This window comes from Spartinivicinus poritis, assembly GCF_028858535.1.
GTDB lineage: Bacteria > Pseudomonadota > Gammaproteobacteria > Pseudomonadales > Zooshikellaceae > Spartinivicinus > Spartinivicinus poritis.
In genome coordinates, this window is the sequence record NZ_JAPMOU010000011.1 from 22,296 (window position 1) to 48,395 (window position 26,100).

28 protein-coding genes and 1 pseudogene are annotated in these 26,100 nt (G+C 43.8%); 8 read left to right on the forward strand and 21 right to left on the reverse strand.

The features are described 5' to 3' along the window. Positions 1–16: 16 nt before the first annotated feature. The 3 genes from ORQ98_RS10635 to ORQ98_RS10645 all read left to right on the forward strand — a co-directional run bounded on the left by ORQ98_RS10635 (position 17) and on the right by ORQ98_RS10645 (position 2,372). A complete protein-coding gene (locus tag ORQ98_RS10635) occupies positions 17–1,309 on the forward strand; it encodes a retron St85 family RNA-directed DNA polymerase (protein WP_274688785.1) in 1,293 nt (430 codons plus the stop codon). 2 nt (positions 1,310–1,311) lie between these two features. Continuing rightward, complete coding sequence (locus tag ORQ98_RS10640; RefSeq protein ID WP_274688786.1) at positions 1,312–1,731, forward strand: hypothetical protein; 420 nt, start codon at positions 1,312–1,314, stop codon at positions 1,729–1,731. Positions 1,732–2,162: 431 nt separating this feature from the next. Further along, a complete protein-coding gene (locus ORQ98_RS10645) occupies positions 2,163–2,372 on the forward strand; it encodes a hypothetical protein (RefSeq protein WP_274688787.1) in 210 nt (69 codons plus the stop codon). Between the two features lie 220 nt (positions 2,373–2,592). Here the strand turns inward: ORQ98_RS10645 and ORQ98_RS10650 are convergent, their stop codons facing one another. The 5 genes from ORQ98_RS10650 to ORQ98_RS10670 all read right to left on the reverse strand — a co-directional run bounded on the left by ORQ98_RS10650 (position 2,593) and on the right by ORQ98_RS10670 (position 5,368). Further along, positions 2,593–3,003, reverse strand: a complete 411-nt coding sequence (locus ORQ98_RS10650) for a tail fiber domain-containing protein (protein WP_274688788.1) — start codon at positions 3,001–3,003, stop codon at positions 2,593–2,595. A gap of 666 nt (positions 3,004–3,669) precedes the next feature. Next, positions 3,670–3,942 carry an N-acetylmuramoyl-L-alanine amidase gene (locus tag ORQ98_RS10655; protein ID WP_274688789.1) on the reverse strand — a complete coding sequence of 91 codons (273 nt, stop codon included), beginning with the start codon at positions 3,940–3,942 and terminating at the stop codon, positions 3,670–3,672. 112 nt (positions 3,943–4,054) lie between these two features. Next, on the reverse strand, positions 4,055–4,354 hold the full coding sequence (locus ORQ98_RS10660; protein WP_274688790.1) for a hypothetical protein: 300 nt from the start codon (positions 4,352–4,354) through the stop codon (positions 4,055–4,057). A gap of 224 nt (positions 4,355–4,578) precedes the next feature. Continuing rightward, a complete protein-coding gene (locus ORQ98_RS10665) occupies positions 4,579–4,950 on the reverse strand; it encodes a hypothetical protein (RefSeq protein ID WP_274688791.1) in 372 nt (123 codons plus the stop codon). Between the two features lie 214 nt (positions 4,951–5,164). Further along, positions 5,165–5,368 carry a hypothetical protein gene (locus ORQ98_RS10670; protein WP_274688792.1) on the reverse strand — a complete coding sequence of 68 codons (204 nt, stop codon included), beginning with the start codon at positions 5,366–5,368 and terminating at the stop codon, positions 5,165–5,167. Positions 5,369–5,445: 77 nt separating this feature from the next. On the opposite strand from ORQ98_RS10670, the gene ORQ98_RS10675 reads away from it, so the two are divergent. Further along, positions 5,446–5,739, forward strand: a complete 294-nt coding sequence (locus ORQ98_RS10675) for a hypothetical protein (RefSeq protein WP_274688793.1) — start codon at positions 5,446–5,448, stop codon at positions 5,737–5,739. A 2-nt stretch (positions 5,740–5,741) separates the two neighbouring features. Here ORQ98_RS10675 and tmpT read toward each other — a convergent pair whose 3' ends face one another. Continuing rightward, complete coding sequence (tmpT, locus tag ORQ98_RS10680) at positions 5,742–6,386, reverse strand: thiopurine S-methyltransferase (protein WP_274688794.1); 645 nt, start codon at positions 6,384–6,386, stop codon at positions 5,742–5,744. A 261-nt stretch (positions 6,387–6,647) separates the two neighbouring features. On the opposite strand from tmpT, the gene ORQ98_RS10685 reads away from it, so the two are divergent. The 3 genes and pseudogenes from ORQ98_RS10685 to ORQ98_RS10695 form a co-directional block, all read left to right on the forward strand. Beyond that, on the forward strand, positions 6,648–7,532 hold the full coding sequence (locus tag ORQ98_RS10685) for a LysR family transcriptional regulator (RefSeq protein ID WP_274688795.1): 885 nt from the start codon (positions 6,648–6,650) through the stop codon (positions 7,530–7,532). A 135-nt stretch (positions 7,533–7,667) separates the two neighbouring features. Beyond that, positions 7,668–8,843: a phage tail protein gene (locus ORQ98_RS10690; RefSeq protein ID WP_274688796.1), complete on the forward strand. Its 1,176-nt coding sequence runs from the start codon at positions 7,668–7,670 to the stop codon at positions 8,841–8,843. A gap of 326 nt (positions 8,844–9,169) precedes the next feature. Then, positions 9,170–9,406 (forward strand): annotated as a pseudogene (locus ORQ98_RS10695) (helix-turn-helix domain-containing protein); the annotation flags it as partial. 102 nt (positions 9,407–9,508) lie between these two features. Here ORQ98_RS10695 and glmS read toward each other — a convergent pair. Then, the gene (gene glmS / locus ORQ98_RS10700; protein ID WP_274688797.1) at positions 9,509–11,341 is read right to left on the reverse strand and encodes a glutamine--fructose-6-phosphate transaminase (isomerizing); all 1,833 of its coding nucleotides are present in this window, start codon (positions 11,339–11,341) and stop codon (positions 9,509–9,511) included. Between the two features lie 116 nt (positions 11,342–11,457). Between glmS and ORQ98_RS10705 the strand changes: the two genes are divergently transcribed. Beyond that, the gene (locus tag ORQ98_RS10705) at positions 11,458–12,204 is read left to right on the forward strand and encodes a TrmB family transcriptional regulator (RefSeq protein ID WP_274688798.1); all 747 of its coding nucleotides are present in this window, start codon (positions 11,458–11,460) and stop codon (positions 12,202–12,204) included. Positions 12,205–12,229: 25 nt separating this feature from the next. Here ORQ98_RS10705 and ORQ98_RS10710 read toward each other — a convergent pair whose 3' ends face one another. The 14 genes from ORQ98_RS10710 to ORQ98_RS10775 all read right to left on the reverse strand — a co-directional run bounded on the left by ORQ98_RS10710 (position 12,230) and on the right by ORQ98_RS10775 (position 26,096). After that, complete coding sequence (locus ORQ98_RS10710; protein WP_274688799.1) at positions 12,230–12,508, reverse strand: hypothetical protein; 279 nt, start codon at positions 12,506–12,508, stop codon at positions 12,230–12,232. 18 nt (positions 12,509–12,526) lie between these two features. After that, positions 12,527–12,895 carry a hypothetical protein gene (locus ORQ98_RS10715; RefSeq protein WP_274688800.1) on the reverse strand — a complete coding sequence of 123 codons (369 nt, stop codon included), beginning with the start codon at positions 12,893–12,895 and terminating at the stop codon, positions 12,527–12,529. 364 nt (positions 12,896–13,259) lie between these two features. Then, a complete protein-coding gene (locus ORQ98_RS10720; RefSeq protein ID WP_274688801.1) occupies positions 13,260–14,129 on the reverse strand; it encodes a type 2 periplasmic-binding domain-containing protein in 870 nt (289 codons plus the stop codon). Between the two features lie 59 nt (positions 14,130–14,188). Then, complete coding sequence (locus ORQ98_RS10725; protein ID WP_274688802.1) at positions 14,189–14,587, reverse strand: acetyl-CoA sensor PanZ family protein; 399 nt, start codon at positions 14,585–14,587, stop codon at positions 14,189–14,191. 334 nt (positions 14,588–14,921) lie between these two features. Further along, complete coding sequence (locus ORQ98_RS10730; protein WP_274688803.1) at positions 14,922–16,172, reverse strand: MFS transporter; 1,251 nt, start codon at positions 16,170–16,172, stop codon at positions 14,922–14,924. A 21-nt stretch (positions 16,173–16,193) separates the two neighbouring features. Next, positions 16,194–17,480 (reverse strand): ATP-grasp domain-containing protein, encoded by a 1,287-nt coding sequence (locus ORQ98_RS10735; RefSeq protein ID WP_274688804.1) that lies wholly within the window; start codon positions 17,478–17,480, stop codon positions 16,194–16,196. 69 nt (positions 17,481–17,549) lie between these two features. Further along, positions 17,550–18,164, reverse strand: a complete 615-nt coding sequence (locus ORQ98_RS10740) for a CDP-alcohol phosphatidyltransferase family protein (protein WP_274688805.1) — start codon at positions 18,162–18,164, stop codon at positions 17,550–17,552. After that, complete coding sequence (locus ORQ98_RS10745; RefSeq protein ID WP_274688806.1) at positions 18,161–19,426, reverse strand: pyridoxal phosphate-dependent aminotransferase; 1,266 nt, start codon at positions 19,424–19,426, stop codon at positions 18,161–18,163. The genes ORQ98_RS10740 and ORQ98_RS10745 overlap by 4 nt, the downstream gene beginning before the upstream one ends. Further along, on the reverse strand, positions 19,423–20,163 hold the full coding sequence (locus ORQ98_RS10750) for a phosphocholine cytidylyltransferase family protein (protein ID WP_274688807.1): 741 nt from the start codon (positions 20,161–20,163) through the stop codon (positions 19,423–19,425). The genes ORQ98_RS10745 and ORQ98_RS10750 overlap by 4 nt, the downstream gene beginning before the upstream one ends. A gap of 52 nt (positions 20,164–20,215) precedes the next feature. After that, entirely contained in the window at positions 20,216–21,571 is a 1,356-nt protein-coding gene (locus ORQ98_RS10755) for a hypothetical protein (protein WP_274688808.1), read from the reverse strand. Positions 21,572–21,582: 11 nt separating this feature from the next. Next, positions 21,583–22,812, reverse strand: a complete 1,230-nt coding sequence (locus ORQ98_RS10760; protein WP_274688809.1) for a pyridoxal phosphate-dependent aminotransferase — start codon at positions 22,810–22,812, stop codon at positions 21,583–21,585. After that, positions 22,803–23,957: a 2-aminoethylphosphonate--pyruvate transaminase gene (locus tag ORQ98_RS10765; RefSeq protein ID WP_274688810.1), complete on the reverse strand. Its 1,155-nt coding sequence runs from the start codon at positions 23,955–23,957 to the stop codon at positions 22,803–22,805. The genes ORQ98_RS10760 and ORQ98_RS10765 overlap by 10 nt, the downstream gene beginning before the upstream one ends. After that, entirely contained in the window at positions 23,954–24,814 is an 861-nt protein-coding gene (locus ORQ98_RS10770) for a phytanoyl-CoA dioxygenase family protein (protein WP_274688811.1), read from the reverse strand. The genes ORQ98_RS10765 and ORQ98_RS10770 overlap by 4 nt, the downstream gene beginning before the upstream one ends. Before the next feature lie 67 nt (positions 24,815–24,881). Continuing rightward, positions 24,882–26,096 carry a pyridoxal phosphate-dependent aminotransferase gene (locus tag ORQ98_RS10775; RefSeq protein ID WP_342455196.1) on the reverse strand — a complete coding sequence of 405 codons (1,215 nt, stop codon included), beginning with the start codon at positions 26,094–26,096 and terminating at the stop codon, positions 24,882–24,884. Between the last annotated feature and the right edge of the window lie 4 nt (positions 26,097–26,100).

Genomic DNA, 26,100 nt, shown 5'->3' on the forward strand with positions numbered 1-26,100 from the left:
TTAATAGTGAATTTGTATGACTCAAAAAATAAATCAGTTATGGAATGCTATCGAAAAAGCCGGCAGCATGAATGCTTATATCGATATCCAATTACGAGAACACGGTTTTTTAGTTAAACGTCGTGATACCGATAATATGTCTAAGCGTGAATTAGACCGGTATAAAAAAGAACTAAAAGCAGAGGCCGCTGAAAAAAGGCGTTTAAAGAAAGTGGCCTGGCAAGCCTATAAAGCCAATCATATTGTGCATTTAGGTGATGGTGTTTATTGGAATGATCATGACAATTTTGATCGCTGGGATTTAAATAACGCAGAAGAACGTGCAGCTGAAAATGAATTACCAGCATTAGACAAGCCACAACACTTAGCCCAGGCACTGGGTATTACTATCCCCCAGTTACGCTGGCTGGCTTTTCATCGAGATGCCGCAACTGAATTACATTATCGTCGCTTTACTATCCCCAAAAAAGACGGCAGTGATCGTGCTATCTGGGCACCTAAAACCTTGCTAAAACAAGCACAATATTGGATTAATGACAATATCACCCGTCAGTTAGTCGTACATGGTGCGGCACATGGATTTATCGCAGGACGTTCCATTTTAAGTAATGCCGAAGTGCATACCAACGCAAAAATTGTGCTAAAAATGGACCTGGAAAACTTCTTCCCCACCATTACTTTGAAACGAGTAAAAGGCTTATTCCGCAAAGCAGGCTACCGCGAGCAAATTGCCACTTTATTGGCTTTATTAGTCACAGAAGCCCCAAGGGAAGTCGTTGAAGATCAAAACAAAACCTACTTTGTTTCAATGGGGCCACGCTGTTTGCCCCAAGGCGCTCCCACCAGCCCAATGATCACCAATGCATTATGTTTAAAGCTTGACCGACGGTTAACCGGCTTAGCTGAAAAGTTTGGCTGGCGATATACCCGATATGCAGACGACTTAACTTTTAGCCTTCCTGATTGCAAAGATAAAGAACCAAACTTAGGCAAGCTGATGCATGTAATCAAACAAATTGTCAAAGATGAAGGCTTTGTCATTCACCCCGAAAAAACCCGAATCACTCGTAAAGGTGGACGACAAAAAGTCACTGGCCTGGTCGTGAACGGTAAAGGAACGCCACGTGTACCCCAAAAAACCAAGCGAGAATTACGGGCCGCAATTCATAATCTTAAAAACGGCAAACCACTACGGGAAGGAGAGACCCTAGCGCACCTTGAAGGGCTAGCCGCATTTATTTGCATGACAGAGCCTGAATTAGGGCATAAAATGTTAGCCCAGTTAAAAGATATAGCTAACTCTTTGTAAATATGCCTCAAAATATTCAACAAACCTTTTGTCTGCTTAAATCTGAAGCTCATTTGCTAGGAAAGCAAAGCTATATTAAATCACGGATTGAACAGAGTGGCTTTACCATCACCGAAAAATGGTCAGTTCGACTGACTTTCGGTGATGTTTTCCGTATGTATCAAGGCTGGATACCCCGCATTGCCACCGTATTACGCCTCCCTCCCCTATTTAAACTCGACATGTACTTGCTAGAAGGCCAAGATGCTATACAACAGATGTATCACTTAAAACATCAAATACGCCACGAGATTTGGGGCTTTAAAAATAAAAAAGGCGGATTTTTACACGCCCCTGACTCTGTTGAAGAAACTAAACAACACTTGGAAATCATTGAAAGACGGGTATTGAAAAAATACTGTCCTGTTAATGATTGTTTTTAACACCCTCTTTCCTTTAGGGCATCACGAAAGAGTATTGGTGAATAAATATGAAACTCTTCTTGTGTTATCATTTTTCCTAATTCCTTATTTAATTTTTGTGGTTAAATAGTTTTCACCCTCTAGGCTTGGAGAACAGCCAAGAGAAGTTTGATGTATATTTACTTAGTTGTGCTAAAGTAAGACTGTGTATTCTAGTTATCAGAAGTTAGTAAGGAGCTTATATGCTCAAGCATTGTCTACTAGTTTTGGTCTTTTTGTTGCTTGTTGGTGAGATACGATTGGAAAAGGTTAGTTACTGATGTAAGTATTGTTGAAAACATCTAGTTAATTTTTAGTTTTCTATTGAAGTAAATTCTGTAAATAATGTCGCTAAAGGAAAGTATAATCAGCTACACTGTGATCATCCACCCCTCCTAGATAGCTGTAATATCATGAAAGTATCACATATCGCTTTGCTAATTAGTTTCAATCTTTTAATTGCCTGCTCTGATAATGATGATGGATTATTATCCGCTGAGGAATGCATTAAACAAGGTGGAAAACCAACAAGCAAAGGTGGTTGCATGTTTACGCCTAATGAGGCTGAATGCAAAGCTGTTGGTGGAGAAATGATTAATGGTCAATGTGTATCAAGGGAATAAAAAAGCCACTCCAAACGAAGTGGCAATTTATTGCGTAAAGTATAGTCATTCTTGGTATGCCAATGCCCGTTGTTGTCATGAGGGGAACTATTGGGCCAGTTTTCCATAACAGCAACGAACTCTTTATGCATAGTAGATTACTGAAATTTTACAATAAAAATAAAAGCCAGATGTAGCCATATTGCTTGATGAGTGGAGCTATACTGATAAATGATAAAACCTACAAGCCCACTTGCTGCCTTAGCTCTTGATTTTCTTTCTTAAGCTCCTTCACTGCCTCAATTAACACTCCCACCAATCCAGCATAGTTAATCGTCTTCAGAGTTGGAGTAGTACCATCTGTTTTCTTAACGGGAACATCTTTCACTAGCTCAGGCAATACTTTTTCAACATCTTGAGCAGTTACACCAATATCTTTTCCTTGAGGAAGGTTTTCGATACCAGCTTCTTCAGCGCTTTTCCAATTAAATGAAACTCCCTTTAATTTAGATACTTTTTCTAGGGCCTTATCAACTTGAGCCGTATTCTTTTTTAGGCTTTTGTCGCTGAAGCGCATGAAGTTTGGAACACCTCTGCAATCGTAATACCTCTTAGCTCCCATTGAGGTTGAGCATGTCAATGTAATACTCATATTTATATTGCTGATAGCGCTCTTGCTCTTTATCTAAGAACGGATACAACAGCTTGAGTATTTTGTATTGATTGCGTAGGACGGTTTTTTGGAAGTAATCGAGTGTGTAATTATTTTTCATTGTTTTTTTAAGAATAAAAAAGCCCCAGAAGTAAAACTGAGGTTTTATTGATATCTAGCTATTTAAGTTTCTAGTTTATTTTCAATATACAAAGTGCTGAGTAAACTTCCCTAATAGAAAGCCTGCAAGACATGATATCAAAGTGATCGACCACATGAATCTAGAGTTTTTATATAACGACCTTAGCTCCTTATAATTCTTGCATTTCCAAACCAATAATGCATTTGCAAAAAAGCAGAAGGGAAATACAAAAGCTAAAGACCAGTACACATTAGGTTCAGTTGATCGGTATATGCTAGATGCTCTGATTGGGATTTCTCCAGTATCAAGAAAGCTATATAGTATCCATGCGCCTAATAGAAATATAAGTGAGGCAAAAATTTTCATACATCAAAGCTCTTGAAAATTTGTAGTCAAAATTCAAGTATAATGCATTATATTTCCTTCCCACCACTCCTCGACATCAAAATTAGAACAGGTTTTCTTAGGGTCTAAATCTGTATGTCCACATATCTCGGCCAGCGGGTGCTTGTCTTTCCATCAGGTTAATACATTACACAGACAGTGTAATTGGTCCGGCGCTCATCACGAACCACCACCAGGCAAACACCCAAGCTATGACTGTTATGCCCTTTAACGTGCGCCCCTGGCCAGAACTCTGGGCGGCCATTCTCAATAGTCCCATCACACCGTATAACCTTGTGGTAACCGATGCCTGACCAGTTACGTTGAACGTGCCATAGGTGTATATCAGCGGCAGTAACTTCCCGGTCGTCTGGCGTGTCTGAGCAGTGGACGACTAGTTTTGTTATTTTCATGACTTTTCTTTAGGCACAAAAAGCCCCAACACTGTGGGGGCTTAAAAGATATTAACTGTTTTCATCTACAACTGAGTTGTCAGAGTATAGCCAGTTGGTTAAAGTTTGCAAACTATGAAACTTTGCAAAGCTTAAATCTGCAAAAAGGGCTTTTTGGCTCCTGATCCGCCAATCTAAGCTTAACAGGCTCTGATACAACACTAGGTCTCAAACCTCCACGTCCTGTAGCAATATTTGCAAAAGTACTAGATTTTAATGACGGTAGAGGACAGACCTTAAACTTACATTTTTGTACTTGCGTAACTAGCCTAAACTCGGGTGGTAGGTCTAACTCATCATTCTTAGTGACTACATCTGCATACACACTGTTAATGCCTACAACAGCTAATACTGTAGCTAACACCTTTTTCATAAGAACTACTCTCTCTTAGTTTAAGGAGCGCGAAGTATAATACTTATGATGTATAAATACAGATGACAACTAAGAGACCAGTGTAATAATTTTGGGCAAAAATAGCCTCAGGAATGGGGTAAACTACAAAAAATTAAAACTGTAATGTCAGATAGCATAAGCACCAAATAATGCACGTAGTTTAAGCATTATTTGGTTGCTTATTTTACTGAATAACTAACGTCTTAGTTAAAGTACTTAATTTCACAGTTATATGTAAATGATGGTGCATCTGCTGGAGCATTTTCGTCAATTGGCGTTGGGAGTATATTTAATACACCTAATGCCTCTGGTGTAAAATAATTCGGCCTATGAGACAATTTAAAACTATACCCAAAAGCAGGATGATATTCCTTTGCTACAAAATGGCTTCGTCTTATTGATCCAGACATAATGGAAAATGTAGGATGAGTTCGCTTTAGCTCTACTAGTTTATCTGCACAGTATGTTGCTAGATAATTAGCTATTTTTGTTGCCTCATCACTTAAAGGGTAAACTTCTGATGCAAAACTGTTTGTGCTTGCAGCTAATGCAGCTAATAAAATAATTTTTTTCATAATTTTGAGTCTCTTATATAGATTTCCAACATTGGAAGCTGAAATCTACAAGAAGTCGCTTATGCTTTTTGCTAGATAAATCACACTCGAATTGAGATTTACATATCTGTGACAAAACTGTCGTATGTTTTTACAAAAACATGCATTTTCATTGGCTATTATTAGAGCAAAAAGGCCCCAACGATGTGAGGTTTAAGAATATTAATTGTTTTATCTAAACAGCAACAAAGCAGAAATTACGATTTGATGCATTGCCATTGCCATCTCCAACTTTTATTTTTACTTCATTTCTAGATAAGCCAATTATTGTACAATTGTCTCTAGTGTTACCTCCATTAGCAGTGAAATTTTCCCAGTCCTTATTATCTCCAGAACCTGGAAACTGTTGAGTTACAGCAATTTTTTGCTCCGAATTCACGTTATTTAGGTACGTACTGTCGTGAAGATGGCCAAGGTGGAACACCTCAGCGCAACAGTACTAAAATTGTTGACTATATGAACAGCCTTGGCACCACACAAAGGAAAGCACGTCGTATAAACTACGCATCAATGACTACTTTTACCTATTTGATGAATGAAATTAAAGCCAAACGCCCTGCAATGGTTCATTATCATACCCAAGGCAGTATAGGAACAAACCACTCTGCAATTGCCTATGGCTATATTTATGGCAGTTACTGGAGTGATAACTTCCTCACTGTACGCACTGGCTGGAGCAGACAAAAAGAGATTCAATATAATATTAAAAGTATGGGCACTATCGGAGCTACTCTGGTTTCGCAAAAATAATTTTATTTTTTGTCATTCTTTAATAGCCGAGCATTCGCTTTAACAGCATATATCCCTTTCAGCCCACCAGGTATATCTGCGCTTTCAATAAGTGTTAAATCATAACTACCACCATAGTGCTGACTTACTTCTTTATTGCTAACTGAAAAAGGAGGGCCTTCCATCAATTTTTGGTCATATTCAAAGCTGATCAGTAATTGCGGCGCTTTATTTGTAATCCGTAATAAATGCGCGGTATATTGTTTGCGCATTTCTTTGGGCAGGGCTACCAAAGCAGCTCGGTCATAAACTGCATTGATTGATCCAAGCATCTCGATAGATATATTAAAAATATCACCTACAAATATATCGAGATTTTTGGCACTGTAGTGTTTTATTTCACCTATAACTGATATTTTTGGTTCAACCGCAAGCTCCATAAATAATTCTGCAATGGCCTGTTCACTTAATTCAGCTCCAGCAATACGATAGCCATTAGTAAGCAGCCAGCCAATATCCAGCGTTTTACCGCATAATGGTACAAAGATGCGACTGTTTTTTGCTAAAGAAAGCGCTTTAAAGTGTTTGACCAGTAGAGGATTAGCTTCACTTTCATGGAAACCAATTTCATTTTGTTTCCACCTTTGTAACCAATAATTTGGGTCCATAATTATTCCTACAGCAGTTTATTTACACATAATAACTACAACACGCGCAATTGATTTGTGACAACATTTTGAGCAAAGACGCAAAATAGTGTCCAGCGGTCCATAATCAAGGCTCAACTATAGTCGCGTTTGAATCCACCATAAAATTGCCTGATAAAGTTCTATTACTCCGTTTCAGTTAATTAGATAAATCAATGATAATTCTTTTTCAAACTCTCAACTATAGACAATGATTAAATCTTAAATTGCATAAGTGGAATCATGTTTGACGATATCGCGTTATTCATTCATATAGTACAACAAGGTGGCCTATCAGGTGCTGCTAGCTACCTCTCGTTACCTGCAGCAACGGTTACTCGTCGACTTAAGAAGCTGGAACAACAACTAGGCTGTCAGTTATTACATCGATCTGCTCGACAATGTGTACTCACTCAGGAAGGTGAAGTCTACTACCAAGCCTATGCCGAGTTGGTTGAGCAATTTGAGCAAGCCCAGCAGCAACTAAGCAAAGATTTGAAACAACTCAGTGGTAAATTAAAAATACTAGCACCAACCAATATATCACACGGTTTTTTGCGACAAATGTGGTTAGGGTTTACTCGCACCTATCCTAAAATCCAGCTGGAACTCATCTTAAGTAATCAACTTCAAGATATGATTAAAAATAAAGCAGATATCGCCATACGCATAGGACCACAGGCAGACTCTTCACTTTACCAACTGAAGCTAGGGCAGATTGACAAAATTATGGTGGCTTCTCCTGATTTTCTAACAACAGCTGGAGAACCTCAGCACCCCTCAGAAGTAAAGACTTATCGTGTTATTGGCACCACCTTATTTTCAAAGTGGACACTTAGTCATATTGAATCAGGAGAAACACAAGAAATTTTCCCTCGTTTCAATGCAATATTCAATGACACTAGTTTTGTTAAATATATGGTCTGTGACTCTCAGGGCATTTCACTGCTTCCATTAACTGAGGTCAAGTCAGAACTTGACTCAGGCCAGCTGGTTCGAATATTACCTCAGTGGCGAGGTGAAGTAAGAGAAATATATGCAGTTTGGCCAAGCGGACGACTGTTGAGTGAGAAAGCAAAATGCCTTCGTACTTATTTAAAAGAGTATATAAAGACACATTTAGTATGAGCCTTTCAGTATGACATAGATAGCCCACCTATGTTGTTCAGTCTACTTGAGTGAAATATTTCACCTGATGTTAATCATTCAAAAGGAGGAAAATAGCGTTTAACTAATTCCAGGAAAAAAATTAACACTCAAACCATGAACAAACAATACTATAACTTACTTACAGAAATCGGTAAGGCAAAACTTACCAATGCCACTTTAATGGGTGGTAAACTCAAACTCACTCAAATTAAAGTGGGTGACGGCGGCGCCGATGAAGGCAAAGAAACGTTTCCCAATGAATCAGCTACCAGTCTAATTAGAGAACGCTGGACGGGTAATTTAACCAACCTGTCGGTTGACCCATACAACAAAAACTGGGTAATTGCAGAAGCTTTAATTCCTGTCGATGTAGGAGGCTTTTATGTAACCGAATTTGGTTTGTATGATGATGAAGACGACTTGATTTGTATTGGTAAATACCCCAGCACCTATAAACCGTTAATTCCACAAAGTAGTGGTACATCCAACAGCCTTTACTTGAAGGTTATTTTACAAATCGCTAATGCCAGCAATGTTGAATTAAAAGTAGATTTATCGATTGCCATGGCATCACGGGAATATGTAGATGATAATTTTGTAAATAAATCCGGAGGCACTTTTAGTGGCGATATCGGAATAACCGGTGAAATTTATGCAGGAGCGAACCACGATAAACGAGTTTATCATGAAGGACATAAGCCAACCAAAGTAGATGTAGGACTGGGTAGTTTACCTAATGCAAAATCTGATGCCATTAGTGATAATAGCTCAGATAAATTGGCTACGGCTAAAGCGGTGAAGAAGGTTTATGATAAGATTTCACAGCACTTAGCAGCACCAGATCCTCATCAGCAGTACCTTAAAATTACAGACTCAACTTCAAACGAAGAAATAAATAGCAGTGAAGTTGATAATAAGTATGTTACTCCTAAGAAACTATGCTTTGGATTTAAATGTTCCTTAAAAGAAAGTGGATATATTGCATTTCCGTCATGGTTGGGGGGATTAATTTTGCAATGGGGTAAGGTAAATTTTATCGGCCCACCAGGTTCATCCAATGCAAATAAAGTATCAGTTACAGGAAGTTTTACTATACCTTTCCCAAAGTCTATATTTGCTGCTGTCGCTACAGGAATCAATAACGACCTTCCCACAGAAGGTGAAGAGTTAAACATAGCTATAAGAGGAATTAGTAATGATTCGTTTGATTTTCTTGCAACTCGTGTAACAGGTACAAATAGCAGTACCAATGAAAAGGCGGCATTGATGTATATTGCTATTGGGCATTAGAGTAGTTTCAATAAAAAGGTTTCACAAAAGCACATGGATATGGGGTAACAGGATGTTCTGAAACTGCGACATGGATGTCGCTTTAGCTCTTGATGAGCCAGGGATGGCTCTTCAAGAGCTGTGAAAGAATATCCTATTATCTCATATCGGGCACCAAGCTTAATTGCCACTTTCTTTCACGCCACTCAAAAGTAAAGAGTGTAATGGATGAATAAATGACTATATGGATTTTCCATAAAATAACAGTTATGATACAAGGCAGTTGTTGTGAGAGGTAACAAGTAGATGAGCCTCAACAGTTTAAAAAAAGAGCCTTTCGAGACCCTGAAGTAAAGCAAGAGTATGACAAACTTAATATAGAGTTTGCTTTAGTTAATACGCTTATCAACATGCGAAAACAAGCAGGCCTCACCCAAGAGCAAGCAGCTATTTTAATGGGTACTCAAAAAAGTAATATTAGCCGGCTAGAACATGGGGAAACAAACCCGCAGTTAAGTACATTACAAAAATATGCAAGGGCTTGTGGCTACGAGCTTACACTTGGGTTTAAACCTTTACAGTAACTTTTACTTGCCACCACATAATTAGTATGGGTATCAAGATTTTTTATTACGCTTCAATATATTTATTTTCCGATAGCCTTGGCATCCCCAAGGCTTAATACCTTATATAACAGTTACACTCTTCGCCAGGTTTCTCGGCTTATCCGGATTATGCCCTCTTTGAATAGCCAAATAATAAGCAAGCAATTGACAGGGTAAAATATGAACAATAAAGCTTGCTGAATTACCCGTCACAGGTAATTTAAGCATATAATCAAACAACTCATTCGATTGTTGGCTGATACCTATAATTTTGCCGCCACGGGCTTTAACTTCTGAAGCAATTGCTGTCATATAGGTAGCATTGGTTTCATCCATAAAACAAATAACCGGGGTCTCTTTTTCGATTAACGCTATTACCCCATGTTTTAGTTCACCGGCTGGAAATGCTTCTGCATGGATATAACTGGCTTCTTTAATATTTAATGCACCGATTTTACCTGCACCAATAAAATGCCGGTTACCTAACAAATAAATATGGCCACCATTTATCTTTTGAGCCAAGCTTTCTATAATTTGCAAGTTTTCATCATTAAAGTAAAGACTTAGTTGATGTGTGAGTTGCTCAATATCAGCTTTAGCCGATTCATACTGATTAATAATGGTTTTAGCCAATAAATAACCAAAAGTTAACTGAGAGGTACTGCTTTTGGTGGAAAGCACACACACTTCTGGGCCTGCATAGCTTAAAAATGCAAAGTCAGATAGCCGTGATAACATGGCGCCCGGCATATTCACGACACTAGCAACCACTACTCCTTTACGTTTTACTTGCTCAATAAAATTTAATGTATCAGCCGTTTCGCCACTTTGACTGATTGCGATTAATACATCACTAGGTTCTATTGATACCAAATAACTTTCAAATTCGTAAGCTGGTATAGGCGTGACAAAAATACCCGCTATTTCCCGTAGCATTGCAGCAATTTGCTCCCCAATAAAAAATGCTGCACCCGCCCCTGTGATAAACACATTTTTGGCATTATTGATAGCTTTGATCATTGCTTCCAGCTGTTGACGATCAACCGCTGCGGCTCTTGGAATAGTTTCCCACTGCTGTTGGATTTCTTTGAGCATGAAATGGGAAAAGCCTTCAAGGGAATGCTCTAGCTCCTGACGTTCCAGTATTTGCCAATCAGGTTCAACTGATTTATTTGTTTGCAAATCGATGAGCTTCACCCTACTTTGTTCACAACAAATCATCTGTAAATCATCAACGAGTAAACAAGTATGGGTATGTTGTGCAAAGGAGTAATAATCTGACGCAAGAAAAAGCTCATCATAACTCTCGGCTGTTATATTATTTGGTTTTATCCCTGCTATTAAAGGTGAACCATTACGTATGCCAATTAACAATTGAAGTTCAGCACAAATAAATACCAGGGTGTTTCTTCCCTCTAGTTTTTTAAACACTTGACTCAGAACCGCTTGATAATCCTTTGCGGTAAGCCTACTTTCTTTTTGAATTTCATCTTTCAGTTGTAGCTGGTTTAACTCGTTTTCAATCAAGCGAACAATTACTTCCGTATCTGTTTCACTAATAAACTGAACTCCTTGAAAAACAAGCTGGGTCTTTAGTGCCTGATAATTTTCGACGATACCGTTATGAACCAGAGCAAATTGCTTAGAACTAGACACATGGGGATGACAGTTTGTAATGTTAACCGCACCATGGGTAGCCCAACGAGTGTGACCAAGCACCATGGATCCTTGCACATTAATAGGCGTAACATCAGCTGTTTGGAGTGGATCAAGTGTTTTATACACTTCGATGCTGCCCTGTAATGGGATTGCTAAGCCCCAGGAGTCATAGCCTCTATACTCCAGGCGCTGTAAACCTTTGACAACTGTAGCAACTGCACTGTTTTTACCAATATAAGCAAATATACCGCACATTGTTTGTCATTCCTCTACTGACATTATCATGTTAAGGGATGGCTAGCCTATTGATAGTGCAGGATATATAAAGCATACTTGGACGAATAGACTTATTGTCAGCAGAAAATTGACAAATGAATATAAAACAGGTGCTAGCCCAGTTAGATTTAGACTCTAGAGAGGTGGATGTTTACTGCGCCTTATTGGCGCTTGGTACAGCCTCAATCAGGGACATTGCTGAAAAGTCAGGCGTCAATCGTGGTACAACCCATGACATTCTTAAACATTTATTAAAACGTGGTTTAGTCAGTTTTTACCCTAAGGGTAAACGCCGCCATTTTTGTGCCGAGCCACCTGACAAGTTATTAGAGTTAGCTACAGAAAAACAGGAAAGACTACTGTCAGCAACACGACACCTAACGACTGATATTATTCCAGACTTAAATCGGCTCAGATCTGACACCGGTTCACCCCAAGTAAAATACTATGAAGGGGATGAAGGAATAGAAAAAGTATTAAAGGATATTTTAAATACTACGGAAAAAGCTGAATCGAAAAGTTATGATGTATATTCTTCTAAAGCCATACGAAAATATCTTTATCGCCCTTTTCCTAATTACACACTACAACGAGTAAAACGTAATATTCGTGTTCGAGCTATTGCGATTGGTGAAGGTGGCGAAGAGGCACCCCTCTCTGAACGGAAATGGATTGATGATGGCAATAATGGCGGACAAGCCAGTTATGTAGCCATTTATCCGCCCAAGTGTGCCATGATTTCTTTACAAGAAGGTAATTACCCTACTGCAGTTGTTATTGAGTCTGCAGCCATTAGCCAGGCATTGAAGTTATCATTTAGTACACTTTGGCAGTTATTATAAAAATATATTTTTATAATATGTAGAATCAAGATTTTGGCGCAATTAATGCTCCTAAAGCACCAGCGCAAGCTGAAGCAATAGCAACTAAAATTTGCGGTATTTCCTTATCATTAGAAGCTAGCCAGACACTACCAATTAAACCGATAAAAATACCGCTAGACAGAGCATACACTGCGGTTCGATAAACATGACGATCTTTTTCTAAAGGTTCAGGTCTTTGTAATGGAACCGGAGGTGGTGGTGTATTACTGTTTTCGCTACTTCCCCAGTTTTCATAGTCTAAGCTTTCCGTATCACTTTCCATTAACATCCTTTTAGTTACCTATACTCCTGTAAACAACAGCTTATGGGTTTCTCCCGACTTGTCTTTGATGTATATCTCTGCTCCCTGCTCAATTTGGCTAGCCAACATTGCTGCCAGGGAAAGCGAATAAGAGACGGCACCCGCTTTACTTCGGGCATGGATAATACGCTGTAGCTCAGTGGTATTTTGAATGTCTCGTTCAGTCAGGTTCATTGTTACTTTTTTTGTACCACTTTTTACACTACTTGTTGAACTTCCACTTGTATCATCTACATTTGTTGTATTATGACTGGTTATAATACCATTTGTACCGTCCACATCAGCCTCCAGATACCCATATATAAGCCGTTGTTTTACCATATCTTTGCCATATGGTAAGTCTATCAATATGGTTCTTCTAGTCAATCTTCAACTTTATAATAATGTTTGTGATTACTTACAGTCATTACTATTTTGAGCATACTCGTCTAAGTTTGATAATAAGAAAGCCTTTATTTAATGGGTGTTATGAAAACCTTAGCGGCTTATATATTTATTATTTTCAAAAAAGATGCAAAAACCCAAGAAAAAGCAGCAATTTTTAACAAAGGAATAAATGATATTAAAGAAAAAATTTAATGAACACTATCCTCAAGAAATATGGAGAAGTTGGTGATGTACCCAAGTTTGATTAAGGATTAAATATCTATTAACCTTAGATATATAGCCAAAGCGAATGGTTTTTAGGGGCGGCCAGCGATTTGAAGAACCCTTAAGGATTTAATAATATCCAGTCAGCCACATCAGGATTAATAAATTTTGATTCTAGATAGGCTCGTTCAATTTCTTTATTTTTTCTTAAAATAGCTATTCCTTTATTTAAGTGCTCATAGATGTTATCTGCATTTTTTGATTTTTTCGATACGACAAAACTACGCTCGCCTAACAGTTTTACTTTAATACCTTTTACTGGAACAAGGTTAATATCTTTTAATTTTTGTACTTTATGTTGAGTCTGACTGAATTCAAACAGGGTAAAATCTGCCCTATTGTTATTGATTAGCTTATACATAGATTCCAAACCATTGGTTTCATAAAGTGTATTTAGTCCAAAGCTTTCCATCGTATTCCAATCGATAACCCAGTTTTTTATCATCACCCCTTTAAACTTTTTCAATTCATCTAGGGATTTGACATTAGCCAATCGATTATTTCCTGCCTTGACATATACACCCTTAATAAAGCCTCCTATTGGAATAATTGGCTCTGTTTTATAAAGCACAGACTCATCAATTTCATTTTTCCAGATCGTTTCTGCCGCAATGTTTTCTCTGCCTCTTTTGACTTCTGCTAGCACTCTAGAGTAGTTTGGGTAAAGGGTAAGCTGAAAATTAAATTTAAGGCCACTTTCATATAATGCCCGGCAAATTAACATTAAATCAACCGTCGCTCGATTAGCATACTCTGAGTCATAGGTTTTTAACATTTTACAGGGAACAGTTGTATTCCAATGTTGAAAGTTCTCATACACATAGCCAGGTGCTGCTATTTTTACTTTAATTATTTCTCCAGCAATGCCAAGTGAAGACAAGAATAAATTACAAATAATAACAGTAACTAGTAGAAATAATTTCTGTGCCATTTTTTAACTACACCCAGCAATATGTCTTCTTCTGAGTGTAGTCAAGCATATAGAAAATATTATAGTTTTGAGGAGTCCTTTTCAAAATATATTGCTGGTTTATCAACCAGTAACTGACATCCAGCCTCAGCTGCTTGTTTAGTCAGTACCTGCAATATTCGTTCACCCACTCCCCGGCCATGATTGGGCAAGCCTACACATAATGCCTCCAACACCCAACTTTTATCCACTTTATTGACTATAGCCCAGCCTATTATTCGACGATTAAAATAAGCTGCATAAAAACAGGGGGTTGCTTGCCCATCCCATTTAGACCAAAATTGCTCGAACTCTGGCGGCATATCAACCATCGAACTATCAACCACTGCTTGTTGGTAGCTTTTCGCTATATCTTGATAGTTCTGGTTAATATAGCCCTGGTCAATAATGTTGGTTAGCACTTCAACAGTTACTGGCACTCTGCCTACTCCAATTCAATCCAATCAAACAAGAAAAGTATACCCTAAAAGTCATTCGCGAAGAGTATACATTGACTTGCTTACAACTGTTCCCACTAAACTCCATTTTTCATAAAATCAGTCTAACGACGTCTTTCTTTTAACGGCTATATTTTTAAATACCTTATAATAGAGTGATAATAAATTATGAAATTCAGATAAATAATGCTTCTGAATATGTTTTATATAGTAAGTTTTAAAATCTCTATAACGAGATTAGTGAAATTAAATTAATATGGTCAGCATTTCACTGATTGATAGTATACAACTCCAGGTTTTTTGTCCCGAATTCACGCTATTTAGAAGCTGATGCCTGTTGACCTTCCAACAGCATCCGACTTTTCCGCCAACCCAATAGCAAAAGAATGATTCCTGCCAAACCGGCCAGTGCAATAAAGACACGACTACCCGAAAACTGAGAGATCAGGCCACCGAACAGGGCAGCAGGAGGCATAATACCCCAAGTGAGAAAGCGGAAGCTGGCATTAACCCGGCCAAGCAACTCAGGAGGGCAAGCCCTTTGCCTAAGGCTTAAAGTATTGACCACGCCTACGGAAGAGGACAAACCTGCGAAAAACAGGCACCCCCCAATCATCATTTGGTGGCTGGTACTTGCCTGGTCGATCAGGGTCATCAGTAGGTTAAACAATCCGTAGCTGATGCCGGACAGCAAAATAGCGCGACCGGTACCCAAGCGCTCCTCCAGTCGACCAGCTAGCACTGCACCCAGCAGCCCACCGAGCCCCTGAATGCCAAGCACCATTCCAACCCGCTCTGTAGTAATGCCGACCCCTTGGGTTAGATAAACCACAATTTGGGGTGTGGCAGCGCTGGCCAACATATTCCACAGGGTTGCGATGATCACCAGGCGACGCAAAATCGGCCTATAGATCAGGGTATGAAATCCCTGCCTAATCTTTGTCAAGCTGGAAGCACTTCCCTGACTTGGGGAATGTTTCATTTGATATTTGGGCAGCGCCAACATAGCAACCCAGCCCAGTAGAAATGGCACACCATTGACAAAGAAAGCACCAGCCACGCTGAGCCACTTTAACAGCAACCCACCCAAGGCAGGGCCTGCAAATTCGCTTGCTCCAGCAATGGCAGCTAATGCGCCATTGCCCCGGGCGAGCTGCTGGGCTGGTAGCAAAGCGGGGACGTAAGTCCAGTAAGTCACCTCAAAATAGACATTGGCTGTCCCAATCAGAAAGACCATCCCTGCCATTGCAGTGATTGAGAGTGAGCCACCAATGGCCAGTAGCATAAGCCCCCAAAGTAACAGACAGCGGATGAAGCTAGCGCACAATAAAAGCGCCCTCCGCTCTTTCTGATCCGCAGACACACCGGCCATCAGGCTGAACAACAAGAAGGGCAACCGTTCACATGCTGATAGCAGCCCCACTTCAAACTCTGAGGCGTCTAGGTGAGTGACTGCAACCAGAGGAATGAGCACAATCATCACGGCACTGCCCAGTTGTGTAGCTACATCACCTACACAAAACCGGAAAAACATCGGCTGTCTCAAAATAGAGTCTTGTCGAATCATAAGGTACAACTTGCGCAGTGGTCAGGGTGTAGGAAAATACTTGGCTGTTTCAAGACCAATCAGGCGCTCAATATCACATAGAAACCGGTGCCCCTTCTCAGCCACAGTTTGAGGCGTGTCAGCCAGCAGAATTACATGCCCCATAATACTGACATTGCCTTTGTAACGAGCTACTTCTTTTCCTGCTTCAATCCTCAAGGTATGGTGAGAAATCTCATAGGTATTCAGCAGCTCATACAGTGACTGCGGCTGGAACGACTCCACCACAACACCGCCCTGCCGGGCAGCCACTGCCAGGGTGATACCTGCATTATGAAAACCTTTATCATTGATGGTAAGAGGTTCTCCAAGGTGCAGGCGAATCAAGTGCTCAAAGGCATCCTGATCGGTTTGCATCTGGTACATGACTGGCGACACGCTCCCCATCATGCGGGCATTAATTTCCACCAGAATCGGCCCTTGCCCAGTCATTAGTAGTTCCACATGGTACAGCCCAATGCTAATACCCAAGGCGTAGAATACCTGTTGCAAGTAATCCTTCATGGCATGTTGGGCTGATTCAGACAGGTCTGATGGCATCACAGCCGCAAGTTCCAGCAAATCGTCGTAGTGAGCTCGGTAACGGGTGGTGGTAGCGTAGAACATGACCCGACCATCTCGAACGACCACTTCTGCTGAATGCAAACTGCCTTCTACATATTGTTCGACGATATACTCCCTAGCAACCAGTGCATCCATACCAGGCGTATTGCGCCGATCAGCCGCCAACTCCTGAATATACTGATCAAAATCAGCTTGTGTGTGGCAAATGGCAGAAAACTGCTTGGCAAAGCCTCGTACAGGCTTAACCACAAATGGCAGGCTCAGATGTTTAGGGCCGTTGACTAGTTGTTCTTCTAAGAGACATTCAAAATCCGGTGTGGGAATGCCATGTTGTTGTAGCTGTTCCCTCATTTGATGCTTAAATACAGCATTTTTCAGGCTACCCAGAGCCGTATAAGGAGTACCCAGCCGTTCAGCAGCCTGGGCTGCAGGTAAAATACCACTTTCAGAAGTACTAAGTACCGCATCAATGGGGTGCTTCTCATGCAGCTGATCTAGCACTGGCATCAAGTCTTCCGCTTCCAGTGTAGCCACCTCCAGATAATGGTCCACATGGGCGGGCACTGCCGGGTTGCTAGACAGAATGTTATAAATGCTGGCAGATTGCGTCGGTCGAATAAAAGTCACCTGATGCCCAAGACGGTGCGCCGTGGCAAAAGCGTTTAGTCCCGTTAGGGTACTATCGATAAACACAAGGTGCGCCATGATGATATCCTTTACTTTATTGTTTTGGCTGAAATAAGCATCGACAAGTGATCTATGGCCAGTTTGCAATCAGATTGGCGCTGTGAACCAGAAATTGACACCGAGCAGGGTGGCCATCAGAGTTAGCCCCTTGGCTGTATCGAGCACTGGAATCCGCACACAAATGATTTGCAATACTGAGGTCAGTGCAGCCAGCCCAAGCAGCAATCCATCGGACAGCAGGCCAGCCTGATTCAGCAAGATCAGGTTAATGATGACAAAGGCTACATAGGGGGTCTGCAATCCCTCTTCCTCTCCAGTATCCAGAGTAAAGTGCGCCAGGCGAATCGCTCCAAATAAAATCAACGAAGCGGCCACAACACCAGCCAACCAAGGGTGATTCGGTTGCTGGAAAAATAACAGAAGTCCGCTCACTCCGTTGAAATTGAATAGATCGGCCAGAGTGTCAAACTGCTTACCAAAAGCCCGTTTATGGGTACTGTGGCTGTAAAATCGCCGAGCCAACCAGCCGTCTAGGTGGTCCAGTAAAATGGCCAAAAAAATCAATCCAATAACTGGTAGAAAGACTCCTTGCTGCAGCAGCATCAGTGCTAGGGCGCCGATCAGCAGATTTACACCGGTCACCAGATTGGCACCGTCTATATACCGGCTAAGCATCAGATAATGAGGCCTGCTTGTCATCATAGGAGTTCCTTTTCCATGACAGGAACATTTCCCGTTAGCCGCTCAATCCCAAGCTGGAAGCGAGACGTCTCACAACATAACACCATGCGTAAGTGATCAGCACAGTCCTGACCGTAGACAATACCTGGCACCGTGGCGACCCCCCGTTCATGCAGCAAGTAATCTGCTACTGCTTCTCCCACTGTGGCAAAGCGACTTTGCCGGGCACTGGGCAAGCGGGCATAAAGTGCTCGTACGCTGGGAAACAAGAACATGCCACCCATGGGATGCCTTGGCCAGGAAAAGCCGACCGCTTCCGTCAGTTGAGCCATGGCCTGTTGCACCCGGTTTTCCAGCATTCGCTGGTGTTTGGCTAGCCAATGATCGATTTCTGGATCTGACAACATACGCAGGGCAATCCGTTCGTATTGTTGATTCACACCCAACACCAGGTAATCGTGGGCCTTACTGGCAGTTTGAATTAACTTGGGTGGACCAATCATCCACCCAATACGCAACCCTGGTGTGCCAAATTTTTTGGAGAAGCTGTTGATCAATACTGTATGTTCTCCAGCTGGATCAAAAGCCCGTGCGGAGTAGTGTTTTCGGCCAAAGCTCATGCTGTCATACACTTCATCATGGATAATCCACTGTCCATTTTGCTGGGCCTGAGTCACCAGCTGTTGCCACTCCTGAGCAGACAGTACATAGCCTGAAGGGTTTTCTGGCGAGTTCACCACCAAGGCACTGCATGCACTTGCTTGATGAAATGTCGGTTGTTCCAATAAAGCGGCAAACTCCTTGTTCGCTACTGGACGGGAGAAGCACATAGAGTGTCGCCCCAGAGCAGTGATAGCGCGCTCATATAACATATAGGACGGATCCGTGACTGCTAAGGCATCCCCCGGAGATGAGCAACACAGCACAGCCAAAGCAAAGGCCTCAACGCCACCATGAGTAATCAGAATTTCCTGCTCTGGGTCAATGGTCAGCCCATACTGGCGCTGATACCAGTGAGAAATAGCCTGACGCAATGCCAACGTACCCTGTGTGTGGTTGTAATGCTTAACCGATGCTAACAGTGCATCAATGCTTAGGTCCTCTTCAGCAATGGCGTGTATCAGGTGCTCTGGCGGGCCAAACTCTGGCTCGCCAATGCTCAGGTTGACCACATCGGGATTGGCCCGAGCGGCTTGGGAGATAGATTTGGAGGCATAGGCGCCCATGCTGGTGAGAGCTGGGTTCAGTGGGGTGGGAACCGGTGGCGATGAAGAAGGTTTCATGAGGCCAGAATCTCCTTGGCCAGAATGCTGGCCCGATCGAGATCCTGATGATTATCCACCTCATACCAGGGACGCCCTCTTGCATCCACAAAAGCAGTAGAAAAGCAGGAAAAGGCCTTCTCAAAAATTCGATACAGCTGCATGGGGCCCTTGAAAGGCTGACTAGCCAGGGCATCCACCACAAATCGCCTTGCCTGGTCGCTGAATTTGACTGAGCAAATGAACTCGCCTAAAGCCTGATCCTCTGGTGAGCTATTAGCGATACCGTGCTCCACAAATAACAATCGTTCGACCTTGTTTTCTGACCCGAGCACTAGCGTATCCCGGCTATCGTGGTCACAGGCTGAGTCCAGCGCAATGCAGATGTCAGCCGGGTGTGTATGTAGCTCTTTCAGTAAAGATGGCGGTACCAACAAATCCCCTTCGTAGTACACCACTGGTCCGGATACAGAACTCAGCCCAAGCCAGGCACTCCAGTCCAGGTTACACGTACTGAAATGGGGGTTGTGAATCAGGGTAAATAGGCTGTGCTTTAGCCCATCGAACAACGCTGAGGCCAACTCTACAGCACCGTGCCCTAGAACAAAGGTAGTTTTGCTAATCCCTGATTGGGTGAAAATATCCAGCTGATGAGCCAGCATTGTCCTGTCTCCCAAATTCAGGCAGGCCTTGTGCCGGGTTTCAGTTAATGGCAACAGGCGGCTGCTGGAGCCAGCCATTAAACAAACAAGTTGCATACATTGTCCTTGTAATCTCTTATGTGGAGGTTGTTCTACCTGTCAGTTTCTCTTAAGCATGAGAATGGACTACTCTCTCAAGCCCAGATGACCAGAAAGCTCCCCGAGCATAATTCACCACGACAGCCTTCCCCTCATAATCAGCCTCCCGGGAGAACACCCCAGCAAACTGGCCATCCAGAATCACTGGCCCCAGGCACACCATCCTCGGATGTTCAAAGTTTGGTAGCTGGTAAGTCCACAGATCCTTGATGTGTCTTTGTAAAATAAAAGCCTCATCCTGTTTAAGGCAGGTGACTAGTTTTGCTTGCCATTGTGAATCTGTCAGTTGCTCGCCTATTACCACTTCATGGCCACAGAGTCCCAGAGCAGGCTTCAGCACCCAATCTCGTCGCTCAGAAAGCACCTGATCCATCGTACTTTCAGATAAAATATGGGTAACCGGTATGTGTTGCTGGATTAATTGGCGCTCTCGATCGGTGAAAACGGCAGCATGGTCTGGATTAGACAACAGCGCCAGATTGGCCTTGTTTTCATATACCACACAGCTGGCAGGCACGCTAAATAGGTCCACCTGTTGACGTTGCTCGGCCTTCACCAGCGCCGCAAAAAAATCATCATCAATGCCATGCATCCGTTGTTCGGCGTAGGCAAAATCGGTATAGATCAGATCAACTCGGTGCCCCAAAGCAAAGACACCCTCATCACGGATTTCCACATCAGATGGCCAGGCCGTGACCACCTCAAAACCTGATTGACGGGAAATATCTAGAAAATCAGGCCAGCCGGTGTTGTCTCTAGGGTTCTCCTGCGGATCATCTAAAAGCTCCAGCATGATGGGTGGGGTGCCCACATTGAGCCTTCGGCTATGTCGCTTGAGTAGCTGACCAAATCGTTCGCCCATCGGTGGTGCTTGCACTTGAATACCTGCCTGACGCATTTGTTGCCCCAGCGGGTTACTGTGCCAGAGATTCAGGTAGCGATCACAAACGCCAAGCCCTCCCAAAGAGGGAGAAACATTCATCTCAACCAATTTGAATCCACTCTGGGTCAGTAAAGCGTCAGGCCGAGCAAACAAACGGGCTCGTTCTAACAGTCTCGGCGTACAAAAGGGCCGAATGGCGTGTCGATAATCCGGTGAGAGCCCCTGAGCCTCTAATAACGCATCGTAGTCACCACCAAAGAGGCGATCTGGTAAGGAAAAGACCAGAGCCAGTATTTCCTGCACAGTTTGTCCAATGTTACTTAGGTGCTCTGGTGGGTAAATGGCTGGAGGAAAACTGACTTGCCAGTTGCCGGGATGAATCAGCAATAGATCCTGAGCAAAATGATCAGCACAGGCTTTTAGTGCTGCTGGCGTTTGCCTAGCATAGAATGCTATTACTTCTGGATCGATGTTATGAGACACAGGTAGCTCCTTTAAGCATCATGGCTAGCTCCTTTGGCCAGAACCAGCGCCATCAAGCGTTCCAGTGCTGCCTCAAACACCTGGTCGCTGCTGCCAAGCGCTATGCGAAGGTGATGGCTGCACTGGGGTCCGTAGGCTACACCAGGCACAGTGGCTATTTTCAACTCATCCATCAACCAGGCAGCAACAGCACAGCCGGGATTATTGTCTTTCTCCCGGTATTGCCTGGGTAGCCGGGTATACAATCTGTGCACTGCTGGAAACAGAAACAGCCCACCCATGGGATGGTGTTGCCATTCAAATCCTTGAATGCTACCAAGGCAGGCCAGGGCTCGTTGGGCACGGTTTTTTACCATAAGGCACTGGCTGTCCATCCAGCTCATGATTTCCGGGTCTCTAAGCAGGCGCTCAGCAATGGGTTCGTTCAAAATACTGACGCCAAGGCACAGGCTTTCATGCACCTGGCCAGCGGCCTGAATCACATTTGCTGGACCAATCAGCCAGCCAATACGTAGGCCAGGCATCCCCAATTTTTTAGAGCAGCTATTTATCAACACACTTCGATCGCGTAGCTCGGGGAAGCACCAGGCGTTGCGATGATCCCGACCAAACGCCAAGGTATCGTAAACTTCATCATGGATAAGCCATTGATCTCCGGTTTGACAGTATTGAGTCAGGTTTTGCCAGTCCAAGTCACTGAGTACATAGCCGGTGGGGTTTTCTGGGGAATTGATCAATAGTGCTGCGTGTCGCGCTTTCAGCGCCGCTAGACCATCGATGTATGGTAAATCAGTCATCTTGCGCTCAAACGGCGCAAGGCATCGGCCCATAAGCGCCACCGCTCGCTGATAAAGGGTATAGGTTGGAGTGGCCAGTGCCACCGCTTCACCTGGTTTAGTGAGGGTCAACAATGCTAAGTTCACCGCTTCGATGGCGCCGTGAGTAATAAGGATTTCCCGTTGCGGATCAATGCAAAGGCCATAACGATTTTGGTACCAGAGGGCAATGGCTTCTCGTAATGACAAAGAGCCCAGCGTATCTTCATAGCGTTTGGCCGCATCCAGAAACCGCTCTGGCCTTAAATCATTCTGGCAAATGGCCTCCACCAACCAAGGTGGCGGGCCGAAGTCAGGCTCCCCCATACTCAGATTCAAGATGGCTGGATTTGCTTTGGCCTGCTTGGCAACGCGTTTGGAAGAAACAGGATTTATAGTCAGCAACCCAGGGTTAATCAGGGGCATTGGGGTATCTCCTGCGATGGGCTCTGGGGTGACTGTCTTGTTAAGGCCTCATCCAGATACAATTGAAAAGCTTCCAGCAACTCATCTAGGTTTTTCATGGTCAGCTCACCCATCACGCCCACCCGAAATGAATGAGGCGTAGACAGCTGGCTGGGATAGATCACCAGTTGGCGATCCAGTAAAAAGGCATTGAGTTCCTGTATATTCACCTGTCTTCCTGAGGAGGGTGCCAGGGTAACAATCAAGGGGGCTCGGTACTGCGGCTCAATCACTGGCTCAAAGCCCAGCGCCTGCATCCCCTTAAGCAGATGGGTCATACGAGCCTGGTAGCAACGATGACGTGCAGCCTGCCCCCCCTGTTCCTGGTATTCGGTAACGGCCTGTTGCAACGCACGCATTACCTGTAGCGGGGGTGTAAAACGCCATTGACCACTGTGTGCCAGGATACGAGCCTGTGCCTGCAGATCCAGACTAAGGCTGCGGGGTGGAATATCGCGATTTAATGCCGCTGTTTGCGACAACACAAAGGCCACCCCCGGAATCCCATGCAGGCATTTGTTAGCGGAAACAGCCACCGCAACCAGGGCTGGTGATTGGTAATCAATGGGCAAGACACCAAAGGTACTGATTGCATCCACTAGCACAGCGCAACCAAGCGTTTCAGCCAGATGTAACAGGGCATTAATATCATTAAGTACCCCGAGCCCCGTTTCAAAATGCACAGCTGCCAGATGGGTAATACCAGGGCGTTGTGCCACCGTTTCGGAAATTATCTCCAGATCAAAACCACGCTGGGAAGGCAACGACAGTACCGAGTGATTGATCCCCTGATGCTGGCAAATATCCGCCATCCGGGCGCTGTATACACCGTTTTCAATGATCAGCAACTGATCATCTGGTGCCAACAGGGAGGTCAGCATGGCCTCGACCGCAAAGGTACCACTGCCCTGAAGGGGAGTGGCACACCAACGGTTATCGCAGCCGGCCAGCTCTAGAAGTGCCTGACATAGGCTGTGAGTCAAGGCACTGGCCTCAGGTGTTCGCGATCCCAGATCCTGAGTCGCCGCTTGCCTAACCGATTCACTGGTATTCAGGGGGCCGGGTGTGAACAAGCGAACTGGAGTTGCAGAAACGGATGCACTCATAGTGGCCAATCTCCTGGCTGCGGGGGTGACAAGATATCTGGTTGGTGAGTTCGGTCGCTGTGGGAGGTGGGAGTCGCTACATGAAAAATAGGGTTATTGGGTTCTTGCCACTTTTTTTGGTAATAATCGAAATAAAGAGAGCCCTCGCTGGCCAGGTTAAACGTAAAAAACAAAATGCGCCGGGTAGAATTTGAGTGATTGGCCTGAGAGAAATGAGGCACATAGGAATCAAACAAAATAACATCACCAGGCGAGGCATCCACACGTTGCCACTGCATGGTCTCGGTCAACTCCTCCTGAATATCACCATTACGACAACCTCCTTGATAGCTTGGCAGCATGGGTAGTAGCCCTCTGGGTGTATCAACCCAGTTGACAGCCTCCTTTGCCAAACTGTCAGGCACATCCCAACGGGTTGCCATATGAAGGGCGCCATTTTCTTCCGTAGCCTCATCCAGCAACACCGCTGCCGTGACATGGTACCAAGAGCCAAAATGCCGATAGGCAACTATGTCCTGATGGGGTGGAAAGGCGCCGCCACCGGGGCGCTTGAAATTGCATTTATCCTTGAACAAGCTGACGGGCTGGCCCAGATGCGTCTCAATTAACCGGGCCAACTCAGGCACCAGCTCATTGCGATACCAGGTACTGGCCCCAGCAAGATATTCTACTCGACACAGTTGGTTCGGGTTGTCCAGCTCCGGGACCCGAACCAACCCAGTCGCTCCACTGTGCTGGAATGATGGCTGAACGAGTACATTGAGTTCAGTGTCGATCCTGGTCATCTGTTGCTTGATGGCCGATGGTTCAAGTTGGATAAAACCCTGTGAAAGAAAGCGATGACCCAAGGAATCCATCGTTCTACCTCTCTGATAGCGTGGATAGTCTCATAACATGGATAGCCACAATTTGAATAAAGGCGGTTTACCCCATACGTTGCATAGCCTGTTGGAATACATCCTCTGGTGTACAGAGCACCAAACGGATGTGATTGTCCCCTTGTGATCCATACACTGCACCGGGAACAGCCGCGACCTTACACTCTTGCAGCAGGTAGTTGGCCACCGCCTCACCTGAGGTATTAGCCTGGCTCTGGAAAGATGTTGGCAGGCGCTGATACAACCCGCTTACCTCAGGAAAGAGGAACATAGCGCCAGATGGCTGACGGGGCCAGCGATAGCCCTTAGCCTCAGTGAGGGTTTGTAGTGCTATCTGGCAACGATTTTTCATCATCATGGCCATGCCATCGAGCCAATGAAATGCTTGGTTATCAGACAATAGCCGACAGGCAATAGCCTCATACTGTATGTTGACCCCAAGATACAAATAATCATGAGCTTTGGCGGCCTGCTCGATGACCTGGGCAGGCGCTACAATCCAACCAATACGCAGCCCGGGCAGGCCAAATTTTTTGGAAAAACTGTTGATTAAGATGGCATTCTCTGCCAGTGCCTGGCTGGCACCAGCGGGTTGATGAGGGCGCTGGAAATCCATGGCATCGTACACTTCGTCATGGATCAACCAACAACCTTCAGCGACTGTTTTCCTGTTGATCGTTTGCCAGTCTGTAACACTGGCAACATAGCCAGTGGGATTTTCTGGAGAGTTAACAATCATCGCCCGAACACCTTCGAGACTCTCTGTTTCCAGTGCTTCAGCGTACTCGTGGTTGCCTCCAGAACGCACCAGCGACCAAGGCTGACGCTCTAGTGTTTTAATAGTTCGAGCATATAGCATGTAGGAAGGGTCACTGATAGCTACCCGATCCCCCGCTGACGTGGTGGCCAGCAGCGCCAAGGTGATGGCTTCTACACCACCATGGGTTACCATAACTTCCCGCTCGGGATCGACGATCAAGCCGTAGCGTTTGGCGTACCAGTTGGCAATGGCCTGGCGTAGTGCCAGGCTGCCTCTTGGATCTTCATAACGCTTGGCTCCGTCCAGAAAAGCTGACAGGGACAAATCTTCCGAACCGATGGATTCCAACAAGTGTTCTGGCGGGCCAAACACTGGCTCACCAAAACTCAGATTGGCTACCGATGGATTGGCCTTAGCCTTTAGGGAGATGGCTTTGGATGCGTAAATATCCATCTCCGTCAGTACCGGATTCAATGACCACTCAGTAGAGGGTGGGTGCATGGTG

Coding starts and splice junctions, on each gene's coding strand:
- ORQ98_RS10660 (WP_274688790.1), bottom strand. CDS start 4,354: ATGAAAAAGGTGTTAGCTACAGTATTAGCTGTTGTAGGCATTAACAGT.
- ORQ98_RS10705 (WP_274688798.1), top strand. CDS start 11,458: ATGAATATAAAACAGGTGCTAGCCCAGTTAGATTTAGACTCTAGAGAG.
- ORQ98_RS10770 (WP_274688811.1), bottom strand. CDS start 24,814: ATGGATTCCTTGGGTCATCGCTTTCTTTCACAGGGTTTTATCCAACTT.
- ORQ98_RS10650 (WP_274688788.1), bottom strand. CDS start 3,003: ATGAGTATTACATTGACATGCTCAACCTCAATGGGAGCTAAGAGGTAT.
- ORQ98_RS10645 (WP_274688787.1), top strand. CDS start 2,163: ATGAAAGTATCACATATCGCTTTGCTAATTAGTTTCAATCTTTTAATT.
- ORQ98_RS10675 (WP_274688793.1), top strand. CDS start 5,446: ATGAACAGCCTTGGCACCACACAAAGGAAAGCACGTCGTATAAACTAC.
- ORQ98_RS10765 (WP_274688810.1), bottom strand. CDS start 23,957: ATGAGTGCATCCGTTTCTGCAACTCCAGTTCGCTTGTTCACACCCGGC.
- ORQ98_RS10640 (WP_274688786.1), top strand. CDS start 1,312: ATGCCTCAAAATATTCAACAAACCTTTTGTCTGCTTAAATCTGAAGCT.
- ORQ98_RS10635 (WP_274688785.1), top strand. CDS start 17: ATGACTCAAAAAATAAATCAGTTATGGAATGCTATCGAAAAAGCCGGC.
- ORQ98_RS10740 (WP_274688805.1), bottom strand. CDS start 18,164: ATGATGACAAGCAGGCCTCATTATCTGATGCTTAGCCGGTATATAGAC.
- ORQ98_RS10685 (WP_274688795.1), top strand. CDS start 6,648: ATGTTTGACGATATCGCGTTATTCATTCATATAGTACAACAAGGTGGC.
- ORQ98_RS10710 (WP_274688799.1), bottom strand. CDS start 12,508: ATGGAAAGTGATACGGAAAGCTTAGACTATGAAAACTGGGGAAGTAGC.
- ORQ98_RS10690 (WP_274688796.1), top strand. CDS start 7,668: ATGAACAAACAATACTATAACTTACTTACAGAAATCGGTAAGGCAAAA.
- ORQ98_RS10750 (WP_274688807.1), bottom strand. CDS start 20,163: ATGCAACTTGTTTGTTTAATGGCTGGCTCCAGCAGCCGCCTGTTGCCA.
- ORQ98_RS10720 (WP_274688801.1), bottom strand. CDS start 14,129: ATGGCACAGAAATTATTTCTACTAGTTACTGTTATTATTTGTAATTTA.
- glmS (WP_274688797.1), bottom strand. CDS start 11,341: ATGTGCGGTATATTTGCTTATATTGGTAAAAACAGTGCAGTTGCTACA.
- ORQ98_RS10655 (WP_274688789.1), bottom strand. CDS start 3,942: ATGAAAATAACAAAACTAGTCGTCCACTGCTCAGACACGCCAGACGAC.
- tmpT (WP_274688794.1), bottom strand. CDS start 6,386: ATGGACCCAAATTATTGGTTACAAAGGTGGAAACAAAATGAAATTGGT.
- ORQ98_RS10735 (WP_274688804.1), bottom strand. CDS start 17,480: ATGGCGCACCTTGTGTTTATCGATAGTACCCTAACGGGACTAAACGCT.
- ORQ98_RS10760 (WP_274688809.1), bottom strand. CDS start 22,812: ATGCCCCTGATTAACCCTGGGTTGCTGACTATAAATCCTGTTTCTTCC.
- ORQ98_RS10745 (WP_274688806.1), bottom strand. CDS start 19,426: ATGAAACCTTCTTCATCGCCACCGGTTCCCACCCCACTGAACCCAGCT.
- ORQ98_RS10775 (WP_342455196.1), bottom strand. CDS start 26,096: ATGCACCCACCCTCTACTGAGTGGTCATTGAATCCGGTACTGACGGAG.
- ORQ98_RS10665 (WP_274688791.1), bottom strand. CDS start 4,950: ATGAAAAAAATTATTTTATTAGCTGCATTAGCTGCAAGCACAAACAGT.
- ORQ98_RS10730 (WP_274688803.1), bottom strand. CDS start 16,172: ATGATTCGACAAGACTCTATTTTGAGACAGCCGATGTTTTTCCGGTTT.